The 24,221-nt window shown below is 75.0% G+C and carries 20 protein-coding genes; 9 read left to right on the plus strand and 11 right to left on the minus strand.

Translation table 11 applies throughout. The features are described 5' to 3' along the window. On the plus strand, positions 1 to 510 hold a 510-nt coding region (locus tag ABT122_RS15225; protein ID WP_351550958.1), incomplete at its 5' end, for a PhoX family protein. A gap of 115 nt (positions 511 to 625) precedes the next feature. On the opposite strand, the gene ABT122_RS15230 is transcribed toward ABT122_RS15225, so the two are convergent. Continuing rightward, positions 626 to 1,285, minus strand: coding sequence for a class I SAM-dependent methyltransferase (locus ABT122_RS15230; RefSeq protein WP_351550961.1), 660 nt, complete (start codon positions 1,283 to 1,285; stop codon positions 626 to 628). Positions 1,286 to 1,627: 342 nt separating this feature from the next. Here ABT122_RS15230 and ABT122_RS15235 point away from each other — a divergent pair, with 342 nt between their 5' ends. Continuing rightward, positions 1,628 to 2,845, plus strand: coding sequence for a phospholipase D-like domain-containing protein (locus tag ABT122_RS15235; RefSeq protein WP_351550964.1), 1,218 nt, complete (start codon positions 1,628 to 1,630; stop codon positions 2,843 to 2,845). Between the two features lie 125 nt (positions 2,846 to 2,970). Then, positions 2,971 to 3,213 carry a DUF6411 family protein gene (locus tag ABT122_RS15240; protein WP_351550967.1) on the plus strand — a complete coding sequence of 81 codons (243 nt, stop codon included), beginning with the start codon at positions 2,971 to 2,973 and terminating at the stop codon, positions 3,211 to 3,213. Positions 3,214 to 3,283: 70 nt separating this feature from the next. Here ABT122_RS15240 and cas6e read toward each other — a convergent pair whose 3' ends face one another. The 5 genes from cas6e to ABT122_RS15265 are packed head-to-tail and all read right to left on the minus strand — an operon-like array spanning position 3,284 to position 8,535. Further along, positions 3,284 to 4,003: a type I-E CRISPR-associated protein Cas6/Cse3/CasE gene (gene cas6e / locus ABT122_RS15245; RefSeq protein WP_351550970.1), complete on the minus strand. Its 720-nt coding sequence runs from the start codon at positions 4,001 to 4,003 to the stop codon at positions 3,284 to 3,286. After that, a complete protein-coding gene (gene cas5e / locus ABT122_RS15250; protein ID WP_351550973.1) occupies positions 4,000 to 4,854 on the minus strand; it encodes a type I-E CRISPR-associated protein Cas5/CasD in 855 nt (284 codons plus the stop codon). Before cas5e ends, cas6e begins: the two co-directional genes overlap by 4 nt. Next, on the minus strand, positions 4,851 to 6,176 hold the full coding sequence (locus tag ABT122_RS15255) for a type I-E CRISPR-associated protein Cas7/Cse4/CasC (RefSeq protein ID WP_351550976.1): 1,326 nt from the start codon (positions 6,174 to 6,176) through the stop codon (positions 4,851 to 4,853). Before ABT122_RS15255 ends, cas5e begins: the two co-directional genes overlap by 4 nt. Further along, positions 6,173 to 6,832 (minus strand): type I-E CRISPR-associated protein Cse2/CasB, encoded by a 660-nt coding sequence (gene casB, locus ABT122_RS15260; RefSeq protein ID WP_351550979.1) that lies wholly within the window; start codon positions 6,830 to 6,832, stop codon positions 6,173 to 6,175. Before casB ends, ABT122_RS15255 begins: the two co-directional genes overlap by 4 nt. Next, complete coding sequence (locus ABT122_RS15265; RefSeq protein ID WP_351550982.1) at positions 6,829 to 8,535, minus strand: type I-E CRISPR-associated protein Cse1/CasA; 1,707 nt, start codon at positions 8,533 to 8,535, stop codon at positions 6,829 to 6,831. Before ABT122_RS15265 ends, casB begins: the two co-directional genes overlap by 4 nt. 126 nt (positions 8,536 to 8,661) lie before the next feature. On the opposite strand from ABT122_RS15265, the gene ABT122_RS15270 reads away from it, so the two are divergent. Continuing rightward, entirely contained in the window at positions 8,662 to 9,480 is an 819-nt protein-coding gene (locus tag ABT122_RS15270) for an HD domain-containing protein (protein WP_351550985.1), read from the plus strand. A gap of 91 nt (positions 9,481 to 9,571) precedes the next feature. Here the strand turns inward: ABT122_RS15270 and ABT122_RS15275 are convergent, their stop codons facing one another. Continuing rightward, a complete protein-coding gene (locus tag ABT122_RS15275; protein WP_351550988.1) occupies positions 9,572 to 14,110 on the minus strand; it encodes an AAA family ATPase in 4,539 nt (1,512 codons plus the stop codon). Between the two features lie 309 nt (positions 14,111 to 14,419). Here ABT122_RS15275 and ABT122_RS15280 point away from each other — a divergent pair, with 309 nt between their 5' ends. Beyond that, positions 14,420 to 15,349 carry a hypothetical protein gene (locus tag ABT122_RS15280; RefSeq protein ID WP_351550991.1) on the plus strand — a complete coding sequence of 310 codons (930 nt, stop codon included), beginning with the start codon at positions 14,420 to 14,422 and terminating at the stop codon, positions 15,347 to 15,349. A gap of 44 nt (positions 15,350 to 15,393) precedes the next feature. On the opposite strand, the gene ABT122_RS15285 is transcribed toward ABT122_RS15280, so the two are convergent. Genes ABT122_RS15285 through ABT122_RS15295 form a run of 3 tightly spaced genes read right to left on the minus strand, consistent with a single transcriptional unit; the run spans position 15,394 to position 17,239 of the window. Then, positions 15,394 to 15,819, minus strand: coding sequence for an ester cyclase (locus tag ABT122_RS15285; protein WP_351550994.1), 426 nt, complete (start codon positions 15,817 to 15,819; stop codon positions 15,394 to 15,396). Continuing rightward, positions 15,816 to 16,508, minus strand: coding sequence for a hypothetical protein (locus tag ABT122_RS15290; protein ID WP_351550997.1), 693 nt, complete (start codon positions 16,506 to 16,508; stop codon positions 15,816 to 15,818). The genes ABT122_RS15285 and ABT122_RS15290 overlap by 4 nt, the downstream gene beginning before the upstream one ends. Then, the gene (locus tag ABT122_RS15295) at positions 16,505 to 17,239 is read right to left on the minus strand and encodes a MerR family transcriptional regulator (protein WP_351550999.1); all 735 of its coding nucleotides are present in this window, start codon (positions 17,237 to 17,239) and stop codon (positions 16,505 to 16,507) included. The genes ABT122_RS15290 and ABT122_RS15295 overlap by 4 nt, the downstream gene beginning before the upstream one ends. Before the next feature lie 191 nt (positions 17,240 to 17,430). Here ABT122_RS15295 and ABT122_RS15300 point away from each other — a divergent pair, with 191 nt between their 5' ends. Then, the gene (locus ABT122_RS15300; protein WP_351551002.1) at positions 17,431 to 19,311 is read left to right on the plus strand and encodes a hypothetical protein; all 1,881 of its coding nucleotides are present in this window, start codon (positions 17,431 to 17,433) and stop codon (positions 19,309 to 19,311) included. A 161-nt stretch (positions 19,312 to 19,472) separates the two neighbouring features. Here the strand turns inward: ABT122_RS15300 and ABT122_RS15305 are convergent, their stop codons facing one another. After that, positions 19,473 to 19,943, minus strand: a complete 471-nt coding sequence (locus ABT122_RS15305) for a hypothetical protein (RefSeq protein WP_351551004.1) — start codon at positions 19,941 to 19,943, stop codon at positions 19,473 to 19,475. A gap of 153 nt (positions 19,944 to 20,096) precedes the next feature. Between ABT122_RS15305 and ABT122_RS15310 the strand changes: the two genes are divergently transcribed. From ABT122_RS15310 to ABT122_RS15320, 3 genes are all read left to right on the plus strand, one after another. Continuing rightward, positions 20,097 to 21,395 (plus strand): PucR family transcriptional regulator, encoded by a 1,299-nt coding sequence (locus ABT122_RS15310; protein ID WP_351551007.1) that lies wholly within the window; start codon positions 20,097 to 20,099, stop codon positions 21,393 to 21,395. 187 nt (positions 21,396 to 21,582) lie between these two features. Next, positions 21,583 to 22,677, plus strand: a complete 1,095-nt coding sequence (locus tag ABT122_RS15315) for an esterase/lipase family protein (protein WP_351551010.1) — start codon at positions 21,583 to 21,585, stop codon at positions 22,675 to 22,677. Positions 22,678 to 22,978: 301 nt separating this feature from the next. Next, entirely contained in the window at positions 22,979 to 24,217 is a 1,239-nt protein-coding gene (locus ABT122_RS15320) for a cytochrome P450 family protein (protein ID WP_351551013.1), read from the plus strand. Positions 24,218 to 24,221: the final 4 nt, after the last annotated feature.

Genomic DNA, 24,221 nt, shown 5'->3' on the forward strand with positions numbered 1-24,221 from the left:
GACGAGGCCAATCCGCGGAATCTCAACAAGCACGGCCAGATCCTGGAGCTGGCGGAGAACTGGGACGACCCGGCGGGCGACGGCTTCGCCTGGCGGCTCTTCCTGGTCGCCGGCGACCCCCAGGACCCGTCCACCTACTTCGCGGGCTTCCCCAAGGAGAGGGTCAGCCCGATCTCCTGCCCGGACAATGTCGCCTTCGACCCCCACGGCAACCTCTGGATCTCCACCGACGGCAATAAACTGGGCTCGAACGACGGCCTCTTCGGGGTGGCGACCCACGGCGAGCGGCGCGGTGAGCTGAAGCAGTTCCTCACCGTCCCGGTGGGCGCGGAGACCTGTGGTCCGGTGATCCAGGAGCGCCGGGTGGTGATCGCCGTGCAGCACCCGGGCGAGATCGACGGCGCGTCGGTCGAGAACCCCGCGAGCACCTGGCCCGACGGCCCCGGCAGACTCGTCCGGCCCTCGGTCGTCGCCGTCTGGCGCGAGGACGGCCGCGGCATCGGCGTCTGACCCGCTCACCGCGCGCCGCGGCGGGTGCCCGGCGCGGCGCGCGGGACGAGGACACCTCCGGCACCCTCCGGGCCGGCTCCGGGAGCGGCTCAGGAGGGGTGAGCGGGCGGCGGGGCTACCCCCGGGGAGCGAGCGGGGCGGCCGGGAGCTGTCCCGCCTTCTCGAAGACCAGCCGGCTCCAGTGCACCTCGTCCCGGCCGAGGCGGTCCTCACCGCCGCCGCGGTGCACCAGGCGCAGACCGCACGACGCGGCGAGGGCGATGGTCTCGTCGGCCGGCACATCGAACATCCGCCGGTCGCGCGGCGGCTCTCCGTGCCGCAGGGTGACCACCATCCGGCCACCACCGGTGAGCAGCCCGCCGAGCCGGGCCATGGCGACCGGCCGCTCGTCCCGGTCCAGATGCATCCACACGGCGGAGAGCAGCAGCAGCTCGAAGGGGCCCGTCACCCCGGGCAGCTCCGGGAGCGCGTCCGCCAGCCGGACCATCTCCTCGGGGTGCAGCCGCGCCGATATCTCCCGCATCTCGCGCACCGGCTCCACGGCCGTCACCCGGTATCCCAGCCGGGCCAGCGCCGCGGCGTCCCGCCCGGACCCGGCGCCGATGTCGGCGGCCCTGGCGGGCGGGGCCGGCAGCCAGGCCAGCACCTCTTCGTACAGCGCGTCGAAGCCGAGGCTCTCGTACCGCCCGGCCAGGGCCTCGGCGTACTGCGCGTAGTACCACTGCACGCCGGACTGCGGCTGTGCGCCCACACCGTTCAGCTGATCGATGTCCATACCGCAGACCCTACGACCCGCCGCCGACAGGGCCGCGGCCGACCGCCCCGCCGGGGTCTCGGCGCCCCCGCCGGACCGCGGGGCCTCCGCGTTCCGCCCCTCCGGAAAGGGGGCCTGCCTCCCGCTTCCTTTCGGTCGCGGACCATTGCCGGGATATTCGGTCCCGCCACCCCGGAAAACGGACGCACGGGGATTCGGGTACCATCCCGCCGCTCCCGGGAGAAGGTCACGATTGCCGCCGCCGGGACCGCGCTACCCCTGACCGCCGAGCGTGTGTACAGTCGGCACGCCTCGGCGGTGCCGGACGCCCGGGGTCTCTCTCTTCACCGGCCGAGGAGAGCCATGGCGAACCCCCGCGACACATCGGAGCATCCCGCCGGAACCACCTCGCCGGATCTGGTTCTGGCGGAGCGCGGAAAGAGAATGCGGCGCCGTCTGGAGCGGCTGATCGGCATCGCCGCCACCGAGGGGAACGCACTGCTGCCGCTGCGGAACGGGGACGAGATCTTCGCGGCGATGCTGCGGGGCATCCGGGGCGCCGAGCACACCGTGGACATGATGACGTTCGTGTACTGGCGCGGTGAGATCGCCCGCCAGTTCGCCGAGGCGCTCGCCGACCGGGCCCGCGCCGGTGTGCGGGTACGGCTGCTGCTCGACGGATTCGGCAGCAGGCTCATCGAGAAGGATCTGCTCGATCTGATGGAACGGGCCGGCGCCGAGATCGCGTGGTTCCGCAAGCCGCTCTATCTCTCCCCGCTCAAGCAGAACCACCGCTGTCACCGGAAGGTGCTGGTGGTGGACGAGGAGACGGCGTTCACCGGCGGTGTGGGGATCGCCGAGGAGTGGTGCGGGGACGCCCGCGACGAGACGGAGTGGCGCGACACCCATGTCCAGGTGCGCGGCCCCGCCGTGGACGGCATCGCCGCCGCGTTCGCCCAGAACTGGGCGGAGTGCCACGACACCCTCTTCGACACCCGCGACCGCTTCACCGATCACCGCACTCAGGGCGACGCGGTGGTGCAGGTCGTCCGGGGTTCGGCCAGTTTCGGCTGGCAGGACATGCAGACCCTGCTGCGGGTGGTGATCGAGTCCGCCCAGGAACGCCTCCGGCTGGCCACCGCGTACTTCGCTCCGGACGCCTATTTCATCGGTCTGCTCTGCGCGGCGGCCCGGCGCGGCGTCGAAGTGGAGATTCTGCTGCCCGGTCCCCATACCGACAAAAGGGTCTGCCAGTTGAGCGGACAGAATTTCTACCAGGAACTTCTCGACTGCGGAGTGAAGGTCTTCCAGTATCAGCCGACCATGATGCACGCGAAGATCATTACCGTTGACCGGGTGGCCGCCCTGGTCGGCTCCACCAATGTCAACCGGCGCTCCCTGGACCATGACGAGGAAATCATGCTCACCGTCCTGGACGAGGAATTCACCGCCACGCTCGATCGGCACTTCGACGAGGATCTGCGCGTGAGCGAAATGATCGACCGGGACCGCTGGGGGCGGCGTTCCGCGGCGCAGCGGCTGCGGGAGGCCGCGGTGGTCCCCATCCGCCGTTTTCTGTGAATCCCTCCCCCGCCTGGTGAGAAGCCCCGCGGGCAATCCCCTCCCGGCGCTCCGGGTGTCACGGAACGCATGCGGGCGGCGTGACGGGGAACCCGTGGGGCATCACATCAATTGAGGGAGAGCCCATGATAATCGTCGCCGTGATTGCCGTCTGTGTGGTCCTGGCCGTGCTGGCCTTCTTCATCCCGCGTTTCTCCCGCCACCCCGAACGCGGCACCCAGCGTTCCCTGGGCCTCGGGGCGCGTGCCGGGGGCAAGGCGCCGGGCGTTCTGGGCAGGCTGCTGAGCAAGCCCTTCCACAGCAGTTCCCGTGCCGTCGGCCGCAGCGGCTCGGCGGGTCGCCGGGCCCGGCGCCGTATGCCCTTCTGATCCTCCTCCGGTGCGGCTCCCGCGTTCCCGCTTTCCCGCTCGTCCGATGCCGTTCCGGCCGCCCGGCGGGTCAGCGGGTCAGCAGCAGACCGCACCCGTAGGCGCGCGCGTGGCCGATGCCGTGGGTCAGCGCCTCGACCAGGGCGGCCGGGTCGGTGACGGTCAGGGTGCCGCGGATCTCGGCACGGGCGATGAGCAGCCCCTGGTGGGGTGCGGGGCTCGTGACCGTGGGAAGCATGCGGACACCGAGGTCCTCGGGGTCCGCCGTGGCACCGATACGGACGAGGCCGTCGGGCGCGCTCCGGGGTTCGCCGTCGGCCTGGAGCCGGCGCGCGAACCAGTTCCTGACGTGGTCGGGCCGGGTGTGGGCGACCCGCTTGCCCCGGGCTCGGGCACCGTTCGCGCCGCTCACCGGCCGGCTGTGGGTGGGATTGACGACGGTACGGAAGGTCAGGCTGTCGCCGGCCCGGAAGGTGCGGTCCACCGTGATGACCCGCGGCCGTCCGGTGAGCGCGGCACGGGGAACGGCCGACCAGTCGCCCGGCACCCGTGACTGCACCACGAGGACGAGGACGGCGGCCCGCAGATCCACGGACCAGGTCGACAGGACGCCCATCTGGGCGCGGGCGTCCCGGCTGCCGTTGTCGACCCATCCCCGGAAGCCGTTCATCACGGTCCGGTGCATGTCCTGGGCGTCGATGAGCGACTTGGCCGCGTAGGGGTGGCGGGCGTCCAGGGTCAGCACGCTGTGCGTGGCGACGAAGCGGGCGGCTGCGGCGGTCCTGGTCACGGAATGATGTCCCATTCGGCGGCGGTGTCGGTGATCGTGACCCGGGTGCGGGTCTCCCAGCGGACGGAGTGGGAGCGCCGCTCCGGGTCGAAGGAGACGGGCTGGTCCCGCACGGGTGTCCCGGCCGTGGCGCCCGGCCCGGGTTCGATCCAGGCCCAGGGGCGGCCGGCGGGCCCGGTTCCGTTCCCGTCGTGGGAGGGGAGCAGCGCGGTCCCCTCGAAGGCCTCCTCGATGGTGCGGCCGGTCAGCGGCCCGGCGAGGCCGCCCGATGGCGGACAGGACTTGCGGCCGAGCCACAGCAGACGCCGGGGGTGTTCCAGGGCATGGGCGACAGCGGCGAGGAGATCGCGGTCCGGGTGCTCCAGGGCGGCGACGAACGCCGCATCGGCCAGATACCAGCGCTCGGTGAGGAGCGCTCCGCGGACCGGCCGCGCGGAGACCAGGGTCCCGGATGAGGGGTCGGCGCCGATGTACTTGGGCGCGCCGTACCACTGGGCGAGTCCATGGTGCCCAAAGGCGTCGCCCGTGCCGCTCGCGGCCGGCGCGGTGGAGAGCGCGGCGGCGCGGCGGTGGTCGGTGATGAGGTCGCGCGGTCTGATCGGGTACCCGCCGCCGCCGACGGTGTGGTAGTCGCGGACCGGGGTGCCGGGCCGGTCCGCGCGGACGCCGAACCGGGCCGACGCGAGATCGTCGAGGGAGTCGGTGCGGGCGCGGCCGAGCGCGGCGGCGCACAGGCCGATGACCCCGGATTTCGTCGGCCGGCTGTGGGTGTCGCGCCGGGAGAAGCGGGACACGGTCCCCCAGGACTGGAGCGGCGCGGCGAGCCGGATCAGCAGGACGTGCGCCGTCACGGGGTGAGCCCCTCCACGGAGGAGACGCTGTCGACGCCCAGCTCCCGCAGGACGGCGTCGACGGAGGGGTCGTAGGTGAGGAGCCGGCCGGCGGAGATGTCGTCCCGGCGCCCCCGGACGAACTCGTGGTGCCGGAGCAGCCGGCGGACGGCGGCCTCCCCGGCCGGGACGCTCTCCGCCGCCTCGTCGATGGGCTTCTGGAACGCCGCCGCGTAGTTGAAGGGGCGATCGCCCTCGAAGGCCAGCACCAGCGCGGGCAGGGTCCCGGTGGAGGCGGTCGAGTTCTTCTTGGCCCGGGGGAAGGCGTTCACGAAGGCGCGGACGAACTCCGACTCGGCGGCGACGGCCGCCGTCTCCGCCTCCGCCTCGGACATGCCCGCGGCGCGGAGGTTGACCCGCAGTTCACGGCGGTCGAGGACCGCGTGCCGGTAGAAGGTGCCGGAGATGAGCGACTGGTATCCGGTCATGCCGGCGCCCGCGTCGTCGGCGGCGTCCAGATAGTCCAGGGCGTTGCTTCTGCGGTCGAGCTTGGCGTCGTCGGCCGCGGCGTAGAAGTCGTCCGTGTGCTCGGCCTCGTGGACGGTGAAGGCGTGGCTGCTCTGGATCGCTCCGTCGACGTTCGGCGAGTCGGCGATCTCGGCCAGGAAGCGGCCGTAGAGCGCGATGTCGACCGCGTCGCGGGGGGCGAGTGCCGTCAGTGCGGCGGCGCGGATCTCCCTGGGCAGCGGCGGGAAGGTACCGTCCGTGCCGCTGTCCGTGCCGTCCCCGGCGGGGGTTTCCCCGGTCCTCGCCGTCCGCCGGCCGCCCCTGGCCGGTCCGGCCGCCGCCCCGGCCGCGGTGTACGCCCGGGTCCACTCGGTCACGGTGTCGCGCGCGCCGTGGAGCAGGGCGGCGATCCTGGTGCCCGCGTCCGCCGGGGCGAAGACGAGTACGCGGGTCAGGTTCGCCACGGTCTTCTTCTCCGGGTCGCCGAACTTGAGCCCGATCGCCTCCAGTACGGCACGGGCCGTGGTGACGGCCTCGTCCCTCCGCCAGCCGTGCCCGGCCTCCAGGGCACGGGCGGTGATGAGCGCCCACTCCCTGGTGCGGATTCCCATGGTCTGTCCGGCGAGCGGGCCCCTGCCGGAGTTGGCCCGGTCGCGCAGATACATCCGTTCGGCGCGCCGCCGCGCCTGGCTGGTGATCATATGGCGCTCCACACCGCCGTAGACGATGGCCTTGGGGGCGCCGTTCTCGTCCCGGACGGGCAGCACCGCCACGACCGTCTCCAGGAGGTGCAGCGACAGGAACTGCGCTCCGGCCGGCTCGACGTGGGTGGTCATGTCGTGTCGTACCTCTCCGTGGGCGCGGATGCCGCGCTGGTCGTCGGGGTGGCCTGCCGCTGCCCGGCCCCGCGCGAGGGCGGCGCGTGGAAGTCGACGGCCCAGTGGTAGCGGATACGGGCGTCGCGCTCGCCCCAGCGGGCGAGATCGTCGGCGAGCCCGGCCCATGAGGGCGGCGGTCTGTCGCAGGAGCGCAGCCGGGCGATGGTGTGCTGGAGGTGGCGCAGGGGCGGCCGGCGGCTCGCGACGACACGGTCCATCAGCCGCTGCGCCCCGGGATCGGCCGGGCCGCGCCGCGCGCCGGTGCCGATCGCGCGGGCCGCGGTGCCGAGGCTCCCCCATCCGTAGGAGGGGCTGGACGCCCCCCGGTGGTAGACGGCGAAGAGGAAGGCGACCTGCTCGAACACCTCGCGGCGGGATTCGTCGAGCCAGCCAGCGCGGATGTGGGCGTTCTCGCTCAGGGTGGGGCGGCGCAGCTCGGCGAGCGTTCCGTACTCGCGTGCCCGGACCAGACCGGCGAGCCAGGCCGTGAGCCGGCGGCCGGACGCGGAGCCGGTGCCGGAGACGGGCAGGGGGCCGGTGCCGGGGCCGGACACAGGGCTGGGGCCGGAGTCCGGGCCGGGCCGCTCCCCGGGCGGTTCCGAGGGGATGGTCATGCGGGTTCCTCCTTCAGCTCGTCCGGCGCTCCGGGCGCAGTGAGCCCGGCCCGCAGGGCCCCGAGGGCCGCGCTGCGGGCCCGGAAGCCGCGCGAGTTGGCGGGAAGGGACTCCAGGCGGTGGTGGAGAAAGCGGTCGGCCGCGAGCGCGAGCGTGGCGGCGTACACCCGGAGCGCCGTGTGCACCCGGGCCTCGCCACCGGCGGTGGCCGTGTCGTCGAGAAGCGCGTGGAACGGCTCCGCCGTGTGCGCCCAGTGCTCGGGCCGGGCGTCGAAGCGGGCGATCTGGTCCTTCTCGTCGGCGGGTTTGGAACGGGGGTACGTCACCTTCCACGCGGCGCGGGCGGCCCTGTACAGACAGGCCGCGAGGTGGTCGGCGATCAGGGAGCCCCGTTCGGCGGCCTGGCGGAGATGGGCCTCGCGCCCGGGGATGAAGGGGAAGGTGTCGGCGACCCAGCTGATGGCGGTGGTCTGCTTGGCGAGCAGCCCCACCGCCCAGAGCTGGACCGGCCGGTGCGGCATCTCGGCGAGACGGTCCCAGAGCCCGGTGCGGGGGCCCACCGGGTCCCGGTCGGCGACGGCCGCGTAGAGGGCGTGGGCCTCGCGCCAGAGCGCCTTGGACGGCGAGGGCCACAGGGGTTTCCGCGTGCCCGTCGACGTGGTGGTGAAGACGGCGTCCTGCGTCCAGTGGCCGGGCAGCGGCGCCAGCAGCTCTCCCGCCGCCAGCAGGACCCGGTCGACCGCCGGCTGCCCGTTCCCGGCGAGGACCGGCTCGCCGCCGGCGGTGACGGCCGGGCGCATCAGGATGGAGCGTCCCAGCAGTGTGTGGAGATCGGCGGGGCCGTCGACCGGACGCCCCGGAGGTTTGGCCCGGAACTCCCGGCGGGGCTGCGGGGAGACCGTCCAGGTGCGGTTGAAGTGGTCGGACGCCGCTCCGCCGGCCGGTCTGCTGTCGGTCGGTGCCAGATTGAGCCGCAGGGTGTCCCCGAGGGAGGTGCCGAGCGCGAGGACCCGGACGCGGCCCGCGAGCCGTCCGGCGGCCAGGTTGGTGAGGGCGGGCCCGAGGGTGTCCTTCCCGGATATCCGGGCGCGGCCGCCGGGACCGTAGGCGTGCTGGGTCAGCATCGCGCGGAACGCGGCGTCGGCGGCGAGCGGGACGGGGTGTTCGAGATGGTGGTGGTCGAAGAACTGGTTGTAGTCACCGGCGTGTTCGATGACCAGCTGGGCCGGGCCCGCGCCGCGCTCGTCGAGATAGGGGGCGAGGAGGGCGTTCTGCCCGAGTGGTTCGGTGGGGTGGAAGAGGTCCCAGTGCTCGTCGCGCTCCTGGGCGAGCCAGTCGGCCGCCCGGGTCAGGGGGTGGGCGTCGCGCACCCAGACGCGCCACTCGGCGTCGGACCCGGGGCAGCAGCCGGACCGGTAGCAGATGGCGAGGAGGTATTCGAGGAGTGCCACGGTCTCCCCCGGGGTCGCCCCCGAGACGGCCAGCGCGTACTCTCCGGAGCCGGCGGGCGGGGCGGGACCCGGACCGGCATCGGGATCAGGGCCCGGGCCCGGCACGGGGTCGGCCAGCCGCAGGGCGTCCGTGAGGCTGAGGGTCCGCGTCCCTCCGGCCGAGGTCCGCACCGGTACGCACGGGCTGCCGCGCGGGTCCCACCGGGGCCGGGAGCCCCCTTCCGGGGACGGGCGCTTTTCCGCCAATGCCATCTGAACCTCTGCCAACCCTTGCGATTGCCTGCTGGGATGAGCCAGGACGCTAGCACGCCGGGCGGAGGCCCCATGCCCCCTTCACAGAATCCAACTCCTCTTGCACACAAGTGGTGTTGGGGCACCGTGGACCTGCCGGACGAGGGGGCGCTGCCCGCCGCCCCGGCCTGGAATCCGCTCGCCGCCGAGCTGCTCGGGAGCGGTTCCGTTCTCCTCGAACTGTGGGACCGGGTGCTGCCGGAGGAGCAGCGCGCGATGCTCACCGAGAGCCTCGGCGCGGGGGACGAGCGGGCGGCGCGGCGCGTCGCCGCGTTCCTCGCCGGGGTGAGCCGGCTCGGTGAGGCCAACCCCGCCCGCATGGACTCCTTCGGTCTCGGCGACCACCCCTCCCCCGCGCTCGCGGACGCCCGCGAGCGGTGGCGCACGGAGGCCGGGAGAGCGGGCCTGCCGCTGCCCTCGGCCGGCGACAGACCCTACCGGGCCCGGCCGGAGCATCTGACGGCCGCGGTGCTGCCCCGGCTGACCGGCTGCGACTGCCCGGAGTTCACCGACGGCGAGCGGTGCTTCGACCGGGCCCATCAGGGTCTCTTCGATGTCGCGCTGGCCCTCAACACCGTCCGGGGGGAGCGGCTGCACCGGGACGAGGTGGCCAAGGCCCACCGGGCCGCGCTCGGCGCCGGCTGGGGAGCCGTCCGGGCCTCGCTGGTGGGCGCCGTCGCGGAGCACGTGGGGCTGCGGACGGAGCGGCTGGCCGGGCTGACCGGGGCGGCGGAGCCGGACGGGCTCGCCGGTTTCCACCGGCTGGTCGCCCGGTGCAACCGGCTCGCGGCCGGCGGGCCGGCCCCGGACTTCGCCCGGCCCTCCGACCCGGGCGAGCGGCTGCGGGAGCGGGCCCGGCGGCGGGCCGGGGAGGCGGTCGGCCGTCTGATCCAGGGGGCTCGCTGAGGGGTGCGTCCCCGCGGGCGCGGGGAGGTGCGTTCGGTCCAACCCTTGCGCGGTTCATCCCCACGCGCGTTCGGGAGTGGGGGCGGCCAGCCTAGTGGAGCCGTACGGCGGGGGCATCCGCCGTGCGCCGGTCCCCGCCGGCCAGGGTCACCGCCGCGGCGCCCGCGGGTCCGCTGAACACGATCACGGGATCGGCCGGGGCATCGCCGGCGCTCCGCCCGTCCTCCGCCGCGAAGACACTCAGACCGTGGACGCCCACCCCGGTGACCAGGCGCGCCACCTCGGTGTGCGCGGCCGTGTCCCAGACGCGGACGGTGGTGTCACGGGACCCCGCGCTGACGATCAGCGGAGGACGGCCGGTGCCGGGCCGGGGCGGGAGGACCGCGAGGGCCGACACCGGGCCGTCGTGCCCCGCGAGGACGAGCGGCGCCCTCTCCGTCCCGGGGCCGTCGAGCGGCCGGAGCCGTATCCGGCCGTCGGCGCCCCCGGTGACCAGTCGGGTCGCGCCGCCGGGTCCGTCCCCGGGCAGGACGGCGAGTGACCGGACCGCACCCGGCCCGTCCGGGAGCGGGGCGCACAGCGCCCGGCGCGGGTGGCACAGCCGTACCCCGTCGTCGGAGGCGACGGCCAGCAGATGCCCGGTGGCCGGGGGCAGGGAGACCAGGGCGTGGACCGGACCGCCGCCCCGGGGACCGGGGCGGCCCCACCCGGCTCCGTCGCGCGGATCGCAGTACGCGACCGAGCCGCCGCTCGTGCCGACGGCGAGCACCGGGTGTCCGGACCCGTCGTCGAGGACGGCGAACGCGGTGGCGTGGAAGGGCGCGCACCAGATGTCCGTCTCCCGCCATCCGTCCCCGGGCCGCCAGAGGCGGACCGTGCCGTCCGGATGTCCCACCGCGGCGGTCCACTCGCCGCCGGGCCCGGTGTGCGCGGCGAACGCGGTCACCTCCGCCCGGGCCTCCACGCGGGCGCCCCCTCCCGGCCCCGGGGGCCAGGTGGCCAGCTCGTTCCCGGGGCCGAGCGCGAGCAGGGCGTGCGGCCCCCAGGTCCGGGAGAGCGGGACGAGCCGGGTGCGGACGACGGCCGGCTCCGGATCGCCCGCCGCCGCCCGGGGGTTCCAGATCCGGACGGACCGGTCGAGCGCGCCGGAGACGAGCGCGGGGCCGGGCCCGTCCCCGGGCACCACGGCCAGGGCCGTCACCCGCCCCGTGTGGCCGACGGGGAAGCGCCGGACCTCCTCACCGGTTTCGGGGTTCCACAGCTGTACGGCTCCGTCCGCGCAGCCGAGGGCGAGCAGGTCGCCCCGGCCGGGGCGGTCGTACCGCACCAGGACGACGGCCGGTCGCGGAATGGCGGCGAACGGCCGTTCCTCGCCGCTCGACGCGTCCCACACCCGGACGCCGCCCGCCGCCGCCGCTGTTGCCGCTGTCGCTGTCGCGAGCAGGGGTTGCCCGTCCCGGCCGAGGCAGAGGGCGAGTGCGCCGATCTTCCGGCCCGCCGGCTCGCGGACCGTGGCGACGGGGTCGAGCGACCCGGCGTCGAGGATCTCCGCCCGGTCCGCCCGTGCCACGGCCAGCAGACGGCGGCCGCCCGGGACCTCCAGGAAGGAGAGCGCCCGGACGGGTTCCCCCCGGCCCCGGTCCCCGGCGCCCTCGGGCGGACCTCCGGCGCGCGGGCGGCCGGGCGGGCCCGGGAAACTCAGGCCGTCCCCCGTGCCGACGGCCGGTCCCCACGCCGTACCGCCCGGGCCCGTGACGACGGCCAGCGCCCGGATGTCCCGCACACCCGGGGGCAGTTCTCGCACCTCCCCGGTGCGCGGGTCGCACCTCCACGCCCCGTCCTCGCATCCGACGAGCAGCAGGGGGAAGCCATTCCCCCGGTCCTCCACCGCCAGGGCGCGCACGGCCGAGCCGCGCGGTCCCGCGACCGGTACTCCGTACGGGCGGCCCGCGCTCAGATCGCGTACCCGCACCACGCCGTCCGCGCCGCCGATGGCGACCAGGGGAGGGCCGCCCGGGGGGCGGAAGCACACCAGCGCGTGGATCTCCGAGTCCACCGCGGTCAGGACATTGCCCCGGACGGCGAACTCCTTCCGGCGGGGCACGAGACGGTGGGCGCCGCCGGAGCCGGCCGGGACGGCTCCGGAGGGCTCCCGGGCCGCGAGGGCGAGGCTGTCGGCGCGCGAGACGGGCGGGGCGTCGGCCAGCCAGGGCTCGACCCGCGCCCAGGCGGAGAGACCCGCTGTGCCGTCGGTGTCCTCCGCCAGGAGGCCGAGGGCGCCGCGCACATCGCCCTGGGTCTCCCAGGGCAGGAACCACGGCGGGACCAGCCGGTCGTTCAGGACCCCGCCCGCCGCCGCGTGCCCGACCAGATGGCGGCGCAGATAGGGGTGGGGCGGGAGTCTCCCGCTGTCCAGCAGGGAGCTGAACGCGGTGGCGAGCCGGGCGTGGGCCCCGGTGGCGGAGGCGGGTCCGGGGGCTCCTCCGGCGGGGGGCGCCGTGCCGCTCTCCAGCAGGTGGGGGGTGTCGCGCAGCAGCTCCGCGACGCGTTCGTGCGTCAGCCGGTAGACCCTTCTGCCGTCCTCCTCGGCCATCGTGAGATAGCCCATGAGCCGGCTCTCCCTCAGCCGGTGAATCCAGGCGCCGGCCGTGTCGCGCCCGACCGGGGTGTCCGACAGGGCGGCGACGGCCGCCGGCCAGATGTCCGCCCAGGGCAGGCCCGCGCCCCGGGAGAGGGCGACGGAGCGGAGCACGGTCACCAGATGCCGTACCGGCACCCCGGTGCCGTCGGCGGTGTCCGCCAGATCCCGGCGCAGCAGCTCCTCCGTGCCCTGGGAGAGGCTCGCGCGCCACCCCGGGTCCTCCGGGTCCGGCAGCTCGGTCAGGAAGCAGTGCGCACCGAGCTGCTCGACCGCGATACGGGCGTCGAGGAAGGAGGGCGCCACGGTCTCGGCCAGGGCCCTGGCCAGCTCCTCCAGCCGCAGACCGTGGGAGCGGCGGCCCGGGCCGGGGAAGCCGTCGGCGCCGTCGTCCGCCGTTCCGTACTGGGCTTTCAGCAGCGCTTCGGCGTACAGCGCGATGTCGGCGGCGGTGCCGGCGCCGTCCGTGCGGAGCGGGGTCCCCGCTCCCGTGACCCGGATCAGCAGATCGAGCAGGTCCGCTGAGGGCTCGTCGGACGGGGCGGAGGTGCGCGGGCCCGAGCCGTCCGGGGCGGGCAGGCCGCTGCGGATGCCGAGCAGCAGCCGTACGGCGGGGCGGCCGTCGGCGGCGCGGCGCAGGGCCGCGAGCGGCTGGAGGAGATCGGTGATGATCCGGTCGGGCTCCTTCGCCTCGTCGATCCCGTCGACGACCACGGTGACGGGGCCGGTGCCGGGACCGGAGAGGCTGTGCACGGCCGACGCCACCCGGTCGAGCGGGTCGGTGCCCGGTCGCGGCGGCGGCGGGGAGCCGGTGAGGGCCGTGTACAGCGACGCCGTCAGCTCGGTGGCGGACGCGCCGCGGGCGAGTACGGCGGCGGTGACCGACCCGATGGGCAACCGGAGTTCCTCCGGCACGGCGTCCGCCACCGGGCGGTACCGGGGATCGGCGCGGAACCGGGGATCGCTGAGGGTGACCAGCCGGGCCAGCAGGGCGGACTTCCCGGAGCCGGCGGTCCCGGTGACGATCAGCGTCCCCTCCCCGGCGGTCAGAAACCGCCGCACACGGCCGACGAGCGCGGACCGGCCGGTGAAGTACCAGAGCCCGTTCCCGGTCGCCGGCGCTCCGGCGGCGCGCGACACCCAGTACTGGTCGAGTTCGGCCCGGGTCCAGCCGAGAGCGCGGCGCGCCTCGTCGACGAGGGAGACGGACGGCACATGGGCGGGGTTGGGCAGACAGGCGCTCGGCCGGTGGCGGCGGGCGTGGGGCATGATCCACTCGGCGGAGACCAGGTCCTCCTCCTCTCCGTCGTCGTCCAGTCCGACCTGGTGCAGCAGCTGCTCCCACTCCCCGAAGGACAGATGGGACGCGGTGTAGCCGGCCGGTTCCTCCCGCATCCGCTCCAGGGCCAGCGTGATCCGCCGGGTGAAGGACCCCACGAGGGGGCGCTCGTGGTGGTGGCCCGCGGTCACCACGGCGGCGCCGCCGTGGCCGTAGCGCTCATCGGACAGGTCCAGCAGGAGCTGGGCCAGCTCGGCGCGGAGGATGCCCGAGTGGCACGAGTCGACCAGGACCAGCACATGCTCGGACGCGCTGTCCAGCACCGGGGTGATCAGCTCGCTCGTCGGGAACGCGGTGGAGAGCAGCCGGTGCGGGCACGTCTCGGGAAGGGGCAGATAGTGCCGGGGGGACTGGCCCCTGACTCCGTGTCCGGTGATGTAGACGACCACGGCGTCCCGGTATCCGGCCGCCGCCAGGTCCACCTCCATGAGGAAGCTCCGCAGTTCCATGACGGTGGTCGGAGCGGGATCGGCCCGCACCACCTCGAACCGGCGGTCCGGGCCGAGAGCGGGGTCGGCCAGCCAGCCGGTGATCCGCTCCACCTGGCCGTCGATCGCCTCGCGGAAGCCGTCGTCCTTGCCTTCGTCGAGCGCGACGACGACCAGCCGGCGCCGGGCGATGCCGTCCAGAGCTTCGGTGTCCGCACCGTTCAACCGCCGGCCCCCCGGTGAGTGCGCCGCACGGTCGGGCGGCGGACACAGCCTAACCACCTTCGTACGGGGCGTGGTTGGGCACGGAAGCGGCAGGCGGGCGGGCGGCTGGGGAGTTTCCTTCGGATCGGGCCGGACCGGTGAGCGGGGTCCGGTGCCGTGGATACGAGGCGGGGGAGGGAGCCCACGCGGAGCGCCGGTGACCGACGACAACGCGGCGGGGCGCGGTGCCGGGGCTCGCGAGCCCGGCACGATCCGGAAGAGACGACCTAGGATCGGGGGCCGGACGCCGGCCGGACGGAGAGGGAGCGCATGCGCGGTCTGCACATCGTGGGGGTGCACGGGATCAGGCAGGGCGCCGGTGCGACCACCGAGGTGCTCAGCGACGCCTGGCGGACCACGCTCGCGTCGGCGCCGGAGCCGCCGGGCGGACCGCTCTGGTCCGGCCCGGCGGGGGTGGCGGTGACCGTCCCCTCCTACCAGGGTGTCTTCCCGAGGACGCGTACCCGGTTCATCCGGCTGGGGCCGGATGAACCGGAGGAGACGGAGACGGGTCCGGTGGGCGAGGAGGAGGAGACCTTCATCCTGGAGGCGCTGGCCGCCTACTCCCCCTCGGCCCTCGTGGCCGAGGCCGGGGCCCTGGCCGACGGTGGGGAGGACCGGCTCGCGTCGGCCGGGACCCTCGGCGAGGAGGACCGGCTCACCCCGCGCATCCGGCGGCGGGCCAGGGCCGTGAACCGCGTGGAGGGCAAGGGGGTGACCGGCCGTCTGCTGTGGATCGTCCGCGAGGCCCACACCTATCTGCGGGAGCCGGGCGTCGGAGCGGCCGTCCGCGCGACGGTGCGGGAGGCGCTGCTGCGCGACGACACGGCGATGGTCATCGCGCACTCCCTCGGCAGCGTGATCTTCTACGACATGCTCAGCCGGGGCGAGGTGCCCGTGGACCGCCGGGGAGCGCCCACCGTGACCACCCTGGTGACCTGCGGCTCCCCGCTGCGGTGGCTCGCGGTCCGCGAGGGCGTCCACGCCGCGGGCGGCCCGCTCTCGGTGCCGGACGGGGTCCGGTGGACCAATCTCTACGCGCCCCGGGACGTGGTGAGCCGGGGCACGGGCCTCGCGGATCTCGCGGACGGTGTCACCGACGCCAGGGTGCACAACGGCACCCTGCGCGCCCACGATGTGCACCGCTACCTCGACAAGCCCGTAATCTCCGAGTGTGCCGTCCGGGCCCGGGCCCGCTGAAGCAGCGGCGGCACGCACCGGCGGCACGCGCGAGGTACGCCCCGTCAGGGCCCGGGCGGCGGCGCGATCTGCCGCATGAGGTCCATCAGGTCCGGGGCCACCCACTCCTCCGCGATCCTGCCGTCCTCGAAACGGTAGAGCTCGATACTGCGGAACCCGACCGGCCGGTGGGTCGCGGCCACGCCCTGGAAGGTGCCCCGGTGGGTGCCGCGGAAGCGGAGGCGCACCGCCACCCTGTCGTGGGCGCCGAACATGTCCTCGACGGTGATCCGGAGGTCGGGGAAGCCCTCCAGCATGGCGCGCGCCCCCAGCCGCCAGACCTCCCGTCCGCGCAGCGGGTCCGGCACTCCGGGGAGGCTGGCGGTGAAGTCCTCCGTCAGCAGCTCGGCACAGGCGTCGAGGTCGCCGCTCTGGAGCCGCTCGAAGGCGGTGCGCAGCACGGCCCGGTTGGTCTCGGTTCCGGTGTTCATCGGATGTCCTTCCCTCGGGGGTCTCGGGGGTCTCGGGGGTCTCGGGCGGGCCGGGACCGGCGCAGGGCGCCGGCCAGCGCCTCCGGGTCGTCGGCGTGGAAGCGGATGACGCGTGCCTCTCCCCGGCCGCCGAGCGGGCGGGTGAAGGCCAGGGGGCGGGTGAGTTCCAGGGTCACCGTGGTCTGGCCGGCCACGATGAGGTCGAGCACGCCCTCGCCGGACAGCGACACGAGCCTGCCCCGCGGGTAACGGCGGTCGACCCGGACCGAGGCGACCGCGTCCGCCGGGACGTCGAGGTCGAAGAGGGCGCCGTAGCGGATGCGCACGGAGCCGTCGGGGCGCGCCACGTGCGGCCGGGTGACACAGGCCGCGTGCATGCCGAGCAACAGCAGGACGCCGTAGACGTCGAGCACGAGCAGCACCCGGTGGACGACGGGCCAGGGGATCAGATACGCCAGCGCCACCGTCTCGACCACCGAGACGAAGACCAGTCCGTACATGAGTGCCGTCTGCGGCCCGGTGTATCCGGCGGCGTGGTCCCCGGCGCGTACACCGTGTGTCCGGCGCGCCGCCCACCGGACGAGGGAGCCGGCGGCCCGCGCCTCGTGCGCCAGCAGCCGGCGTATCCGCACGGGGACGACGGCGCGGACGGCGGCCCGCGCCCCCCGCGCGTACCCGGTGCCGCTCATCGCCGGCCCCGGCGCAGGAACTCCGCCATGAGCCTGCGGACGACCTCCGCCTGCGCGGGGGCGTACTCCGCGAGCAGCGCCTCCCGGAATCCGTCCACGACCCGCCCGTCGGCGGGGATCGCGGCGAACACCTCGTCCGGGACGGCCGCCACGAGTTCGGCCGCCAGCGCCGGAATCCTCGGATCGTCGACCGGGGCGTCGGCGAGCGCGTCGAGCCGTTCGTACAGCGCGAGCAGCGCGGGATCGGCGGCGAACGGGCCGAGCACCGCGTACAGTTCCCGGCCGTCGATGCCCAGGGTGTCGAGGAGTGTCAGATGCTCCCGGTCCTTCGCGGCGGCGGGCGAGGCCGTGGGCGGTGCCTTCGCGAGGAGCGCGGCGAGCGCGGGGGAGAGCGTTTCGGCCTCGTCCGGGCCGGCGGCCAGCAGCGCCGCGAGCCGCCGCCTGCGCTCCCCGATCGCGGCCTCCTGCCGGGCGAGGTCGGTGTCCAGCTCCTCCAGTACGTCGGCCAGGTCGCGCCCCGCGTCGTCCGCGAGGACGTCCCTGACCTCGTCGAGGCTGAGCCCCAGCTCGGTGAGCTGGCGCACCCGCGCCAGCAGGACGGCGTCGCGGACGCTGTAGGCCCGGTATCCGTTGGGGCGCCGCTCCGGCTCCGGGAGCAGCCCGACATGGTGGTAGTGCCGGATCGCCCGGGTCGTGACCCCGACGAGCGCGGCGATCTCTCCGATCCGCATGGCCTCAGTAGAAACCCTGCCGCCGCGTCAAGGTCAAGCGCCGTCCGGGGCGTGGCGGGCCGGGCCGTGACGATCACCACAGGCCCGTGGACCGCCGGGGTGCCGGTGGGCGTTGACGCACCCCCGGGGTGCGCCGTGATGCTCGGTACGTACCGGCAGTGAGCGGATGACGACACAGAGGTGCCCCTGACATGAGACTGTCCAGAACCGGCCGACCGCCCCGCAACCGCCGTCTCGCGGTGCTGGCCACGAGTACGGCCGCCCTTCTCGCGGCGCTGGTCGCGCCGCAGACCGGCGCCTCGGCCGCGCCGGCCGCGCCGCAGGAGCGCGACCGCGCGTCGGCCGCGTCCCACCGCGGTCCGGTCCTCGACGCACAGCGGACGGCCCGGGCCCAGGTGGACGAGTGCTTCAGGTCCATCGGCGGTCCGCGGCCGCTGCCGCGGGGCGGGGTCTGCCCGTCCGGCTTCCAGCCGAAGATCAACGGCGCGTATGTGTGGAGTGCGGCGCGCTCCGGTGACCACGCGTACTTCGGCACCCTCTCCAACATCACCTGCAACGCCTCCTCCACCTACTCCGGCGACACGACTCCGTACCTGGTGCGGAACGCGGACGTGTGCGAGTTCGGCAAGGGCACCAACGCCGGTGCGCTGGGCGAGATCTACGGTGACGCCCGCACGCCCCAGGTACTGCGCGTCAACGCCGACACCCAGAAGGTCGAGGACGTCACTCCGGCGTCGGACCCGCTGATCAAGCGGACGCTGGGGCTGCGGGGCGCCGCCGCCCACGACGACGTCGTCCTGCTCTTCGGGCAGACGGTGAACGAGGGCCAGGCCGTGGGCCAGAGCCTGTCGATGTTCGCCTTCGAGGGCAGCACGGGCGAGTTCCTGGGCTCCAAGGCGTACACCGATCTGGTCAGCGCGCGCGGCGGCGTGGTCGCCTCGGACGGCAACCTGTATCTGGCGGGCCGCGCGCCGGGCGTCAACGGCGGCCGGGTGCTGCGCTGGACCGGTGACAAGGAGAACCCGTTCTCCTTCGATGTCGTCGCCCAGCTGGAGAACGACCCCGGCTATCTCACCACCTTCAAGGACCGTCTCGTCGCCTCCGGCTGGGGCACCCAGGTGCCCGGTGAGCGGGGCGCGGTGAGCGGCGGCGCGTCGAAGGTCTGGATGAGCCCGCCGATCCCGGCGTCGGGGCTCACCTTCGACGGCGCGGCGGCCTGGCAGCCGATCTTCTCCTGGGACGAGTACGACCCGGACCCGGCGATCAGCAAGGGCGTCGCCTGGGGCGCGCTCACCGAGTGGCGCGGCGAGCTGTACGTCGGCAGCTACAACCAGGCCGCGGTCGGCGCGGTGCAGACGATGTGGAAGGCGTACGGGCAGCCCAAGGGCGACGCGCTGCGCAAGCGCGACATGCTCTCCGCCGCGCGGCCGGCCACGGTCTTCCGGATCAGCGACCCGGGCTCGGAGAAGCAGCGCACGACCCTGCTGTACGGGGAGGAGAAGCTGCCGGTCTACAACCCGAACACCAGGCGGTGGAGCTCCAAGCCCAATCTGCTCGGGCAGAAGCCGAGGTTCGGCCCGTCGGGCTTCAACGGCAATGTCGGCAACTCCTACGCCTGGACCTTCACGGTCTTCCAGGACCGGCTGTACATGGCCACGTTCGACGGCACCGGGCTGATCACGCCCGGCTCGCACTTCACCGCGGTCAACAACGGCCTGTCGCAGACGGCGAAGCGGAGTCTGGAGTCGGTGGTGGGTCCGTCGCTGAAGGCCACCCTCGGCGGCGGGGACGTCTGGCGGATGGACGACCCGGCGAAGCCGGCCGTGGCCGAGACGCTCAACGGCTTCGGCAACCGCTCGCAGCACGGTGTGCGGGTCTTCCTGCCCTTCGAGGACAAGGGGTTCCTGTACGCGGGGATGGCCTCCTCCTGGAATCTGCGGGCGACCGCCAGGGACCGCGGCGGCTGGGAGCTCAACCGGCTGACTCCGGGCGCGAAGCGGGCACCGCTGGACACCCGGCTGCCCGATGACGCGCGGGAGGCGGCGGCGGGCGCCGGGGTCACCGGCTTCTGATCACCGGCCCGGACCGTGCCACCGGCCCGCACCGCGCTACCGGCCCGCACCGCGCCACCGGCCCGCACCGCGCCACCGATCCGCACCGCGCTACCGGCCCCGCCCGCCGAACCCGGCGGGCGGGGCCTTCGCCGGACGGCGGCGGGGCGGCGGGGCGGCGGTCAGCGGCCGGGGACGGAGCGCCCCGGCCCGGCGCGGTGGGAGTCGCGGCCCTTGTTGACCAGCCGGGTGACCTGCTGGCGGGAGCGGCCGGCGACCCGGGCCAGCTCGGTGAGGGTGAGGCCGCCGTCGTCGACGGCGGCGCGGTAGCCCTCCACCCGCCCGTGGGTCACGGCGCCGTTGAGCGCCTGGAAGGCCGCGGAGAACTCCGCCCACGCCGTGTGCATGGCAGAGCCGCCGAGCACCACGGACGGTGGTCCGGGGCGGCGGCCGGCCCGCAGCTCCACGAGCGAGTCCTCCACCCGTGTCAGGGCCGTGCGGAAGTCCTGGCAGGTGGCCAGGATGGTGTCGATCAGCCGGTAGAACTCGGCGAGTTCGCCGTAGGGCGCGTCCGCGCCACCGCCCGGCACCGCCGCCTCTTCGGCGGCCCCGCTGTCACTCGTGTCCGTTGCGTCCGGTCTCTGCGCCGGCATCGCGGCTCCCCTCCCCGAAGGTGCGTCAACTCGGCACAAGTGAATCCGAAACACCTCTCAGAGGGAAGTCCTGATCAGTCTTTCAGCACATCAGTGGACCATGACGTGATTCACCTCTAACGTGAACAGGCGTCCCGGACAGCGGAGGTGACCGTGCGCGGACCGTGCGCCCCCGAGCCGTATCCGCACCGGAGTCCCGGCGGCGGGGCACCCGGCGGACCGTCCGGGGCGGCCGTCGATCCGGTGCTGCGGCACGCGGCCGAGCTGCTGCGCCCGGATCTCCCCGTGTTCACGGAGGGTGTGGTGGGCCGGGTGCGCGCGGCCGTCGCGTACTACGGCGATCCGCTGCTCTCCCCGCCCGATCTGGCGCGGTCCGCGCTGACCGCGCTGGACTCCTTCGTCGCCGGGCTCATCGCGCCGGAGAGGGCGGCGGAGTCGGGCGAGTACGCCCGGGCGGTCGGCGAACGGCGCGGCCGGGACGGCGCTCCGGTCCAGGCGCTGCTGCACGCCTACCGCATCGCCGGGGCCGTTCTGTGGGACGCGCTGGTCGCGCGGGTGGCGCGCGAGTGCCCGGAGCGGGTCGCGGCCATGGCGTACGCCGCCAACGATGTCTGGCGGCGGGTGGACGGGGATGCCGCGCTGGTGGCCGAGGCCCACCGCAGAGCGGTTGCCGGGCCGCCGCCCGATGACGGCCCGCGGCACCGGCCGGTGCTGGAGGCGCTGTTGCGCGGGCAGGCCGACCCCGCGCGCCTCCCGGTGTTCGCCGCCTCCCTGGGCCTGCCCCGGTACGGCCGGTACGCGGTCGCCGTGCTGCGCGGCCCCGGGGCGCGGCTCTGGGACACCGGCCCGGCGCGCGAACTCCGCGAGGGCGTCGAGCTGTACTGGTGCCCGCGCGAGGACGGGGTGGCCGTCGTGGCGCTGCTCGGCGACCGGCCGCTGGCCGGCCTGGGCGCGCTCATCCCGGTGGGAGCGCACACCCGAGGGGGTGTCAGCACGGTGGTGGGCGGCCTGGCGGAGCTGGGCCGGGCCCACGGCCTGGCGGAGCTGGCGCTCGGCGCGTGCCCGGCGGACGGGGAGCTGACCCCGGTGGGCGACCGGCCCCTGCGGGCGTTCGCGCTGGCCAGGCCGGATCTGGCCGAGGACTTCGCGGACCGGGTGCTCGGTCCCGTACGGGCGCTGCGGCCCGCCGAGCGGGACGAGTTGCTGGCCACCCTCGCGGCCTGGCTGGAGTACGGCGGCTCCACCCGGCGGGCGGGCGAGCGGCTGTACTGCCACCGCAACACCGTCCTCAACCGGCTGCGCCGGCTCGAAGCGCTCACCGGCCGCCGGCTGGCGCACCCCCGGGACGCGGCGGACCTGGCGATGGCCCTGGAGGCGCAGTGGGTGAGCGCACCGCCCGGCGGCCACGGCTCCCTCAGCGGGGACGGCACCGGTGACGGCACCGGTCGCTGACCCGGCGGGCGGCCCGGCTGTGCCCGGCGCGCGGCGGTCCGCCCCGGTGGTGTGCCGGCGCACAGGATGGTCACGCGCGGTGGAGCACCGCCTTCCCGGCACCTTCCGGCCGTGCCGGGCCCGTGTGACATTCGGCTGCACAGCCCCTCCCCCAGCCGCCGGAGCCCCGGACGGAAGGAGCGCCCCCATGCACGCTCACGGGACCCACCGCACCCACCGCACCCACCGCACCCACCGCACCCACCGCACCCACCGAATACGCCCCCGGCCCGCCCGCGTACGCGCTGTCCTCGTCGGCGCGCTGCTCGCCGCGCTGGTCGCGGCCACCGTGCTCGTGCCCGCCGGACCCTCGGCCGCGTGGACCGCCCGGGCGGCCGGGAACGTCGCGGGGGTCACCGTCGGCGGTCCACCGCTGAGCACCCCGCCGGACCGGCTGGCCGCGGCCCTGGACTGCCCGGCCGGTTTCCCCCGCTCGGAGCGCGAGCCGGTCCTGCTCGTCCACGGCACGGGCGTGGACTCCGCTCTCAACTGGGGCTGGAACCAGGCCCCGGCGCTGCGGGACCGGGGGTACGACGTGTGCACCGTCGACCTGCCGGGACGGTCGACCGGGGACATCCAGGAGTCCGCCGAGTACGTCGTCCACGCCGTCGCCGCGCTGCACGCGGCCACCGGCCGCAAGGCCGATGTCGTCGCGCACAGCCAGGGCGGCCTCCAGATCCGCTGGGGGCTGACCTGGTGGCCGGGGCTGCGGGACATGGTCGACGACGTGGTCAGCCTGGGCACACCGGAGCACGGCACCGCGGCCGGTGACCTGCTGTGCGTGCTGCCCTGCGCGGCGGCGGCACATCAGATGACACAGGGCTCGGCCTTCCTCGCCGCGCTGAACTCGGGTGACCAGACACCCGGCGCCGTCTCCTACACCTCGATCCGCACGCGCGACGACCTGGCCGCCGTCCCGCACTGGACGGCGGTCCTGGACGGGGCCCGCAACATCGGGCTCCAGGAGGTGTGCGGCATCCGGCTGGTGACCCATGTGGGGCTGGTCTACGACTCGGTGGCGTTCCGGCTGGTGCTCGACGCCCTGAGCAGCCCCGGCCCCGCCGATCCGCGACGGCTGCCGGCCGGTGCCTGTCTCGCCGCTCCGTACGTCCCCGGGGTCGGCGCCCTCGATGTCGTCCGCGCGACGGCCGCGGTGGTCCCCGCGGCGGCCACGGCACTGGCCGCGGCCCCCCGGACGCACCACGAGCCGCCGCTGCGGCCGTACGCCTCACCGGGGCGGTGATCAGGGGGCCGTCCGGGGAGCGGGCGGGGACTGGGACGGGGTGAGGAGAGCCGGTGCGGGGCCGTGCCCACGACCGGGTGCGGCCATCCGGCGCCGGGTCCGCAGGCCCGGGGCGGCCCACGGAGGCGCGGCGGGCGGGGCGGAACGCGCCGTCGGCCCGCTCCCCGGATGCCCTCCGGGCGCCCCCTCGGGGCAGGCGCCACCCGGAGCGGGAGCGGCTACGCTGACCGCCGACGCGGACGACGGCTGCCGCGTCCGCCCGCGTCCGTCCCGCGGGCACGACAGCCGAGAGGAGCACCGTATGACTGCTCTGTCCGATTCCCGGTGTCCCGTGCTCGACCCCACCGCCCGTACCGCGCACGCGGACGCGGCCGTTCTGCGCGCCCTGGGCCCGGCCGCCCCGGTGGAGCTTCCCGGGGGCGTCCGCGCCTGGTCGGTCACGCGTCACAGCGTCATCCAGCGGCTCACCGGCGACCCCCGGGTCTCCCGTGATCCGTACCGGCACTGGCCCGGCCTCGCCGATGTGCCCGAGGGCTGGTCGCTCGCCGTCTCCGCTCTCATGCGGAACTTCCTCAACTCCTACGGCGACGAGCACCGCAGGCTGCGCCGCCGGATGGCGCCGTCGTTCTCGCCCCGGCGGGTGGAGGCGCTGCGCCCGCAGATCCAGGCGACGGCGGACCGTCTCGCCGACGGCCTCGCCGCGCTGGCGCCCGGTCAGAGCACCGATGTCCGGCGGGCCCTGTCCCTGCCGCTGACCATGACGGTCATCTGTGATCTCTTCGGTGTCCCCGCCTCCCTGCGGGAGGACTTGGGCGCCGCCATCGACGCGCTGATGGACACCACCGCGAGCCCCGAGCAGGGCCGGGCCCGGCTGGCCGAACTCACCGCACGGCTGGCGGGGCTGCTGGAGCACAAGAAGGCGCATCCGAGCGCCGACTTCACCAGCGATCTGCTCGCCCCGCCGGCGGACGGGGAGGCGGAGCTGACCGACGGGGAACTGCTCGACCATCTCTTCCTCATGCTCGCCGCGGGGTACGAGACGGCCGTCAACCTCATCACCAGCGCCGTCCACGCCCTGCTCGCCGAGCCCGGACACCTCGGCCGGCTCCGGCGGGGCGCCATCGGCTGGGACGATGTCATCGAGGAGACGCTGCGGCACAACGGCCCGATCATGCACCACCCGATGCGGTACGCCATCGAGGACATCGACCTCGGCGAGGGCGTCCTGATCCGCCGGGGCGAGCCGATCATCATCGCCTTCGCCGCCGCCGGGCGCGACCCCGGGCTCCACCCCGACCGCCCCGACGCCTTCGACCCGGCGCGGCCCGGGAAGGAGCATCTCGCCTTCGGCCACGGCCCGCACTTCTGCCTCGGCGCCCATCTCGCCCGGCTGGAGACCCATATCGCCCTGACCACGCTGTTCGCGCGCTTCCCCGATCTGGCCCTCGCCCACCCCGACCGGACCCCGGACCCCGTCCCCTCGCTCTCCCTCAACGGGCCCGCGCGGCTGTACGTCGTTCCCCGCCCCCGGACCCCCTGACGGC

This window comes from Streptomyces sp. NPDC001985 (genome assembly GCF_040296845.1).
Lineage (GTDB): Bacteria > Actinomycetota > Actinomycetes > Streptomycetales > Streptomycetaceae > Streptomyces.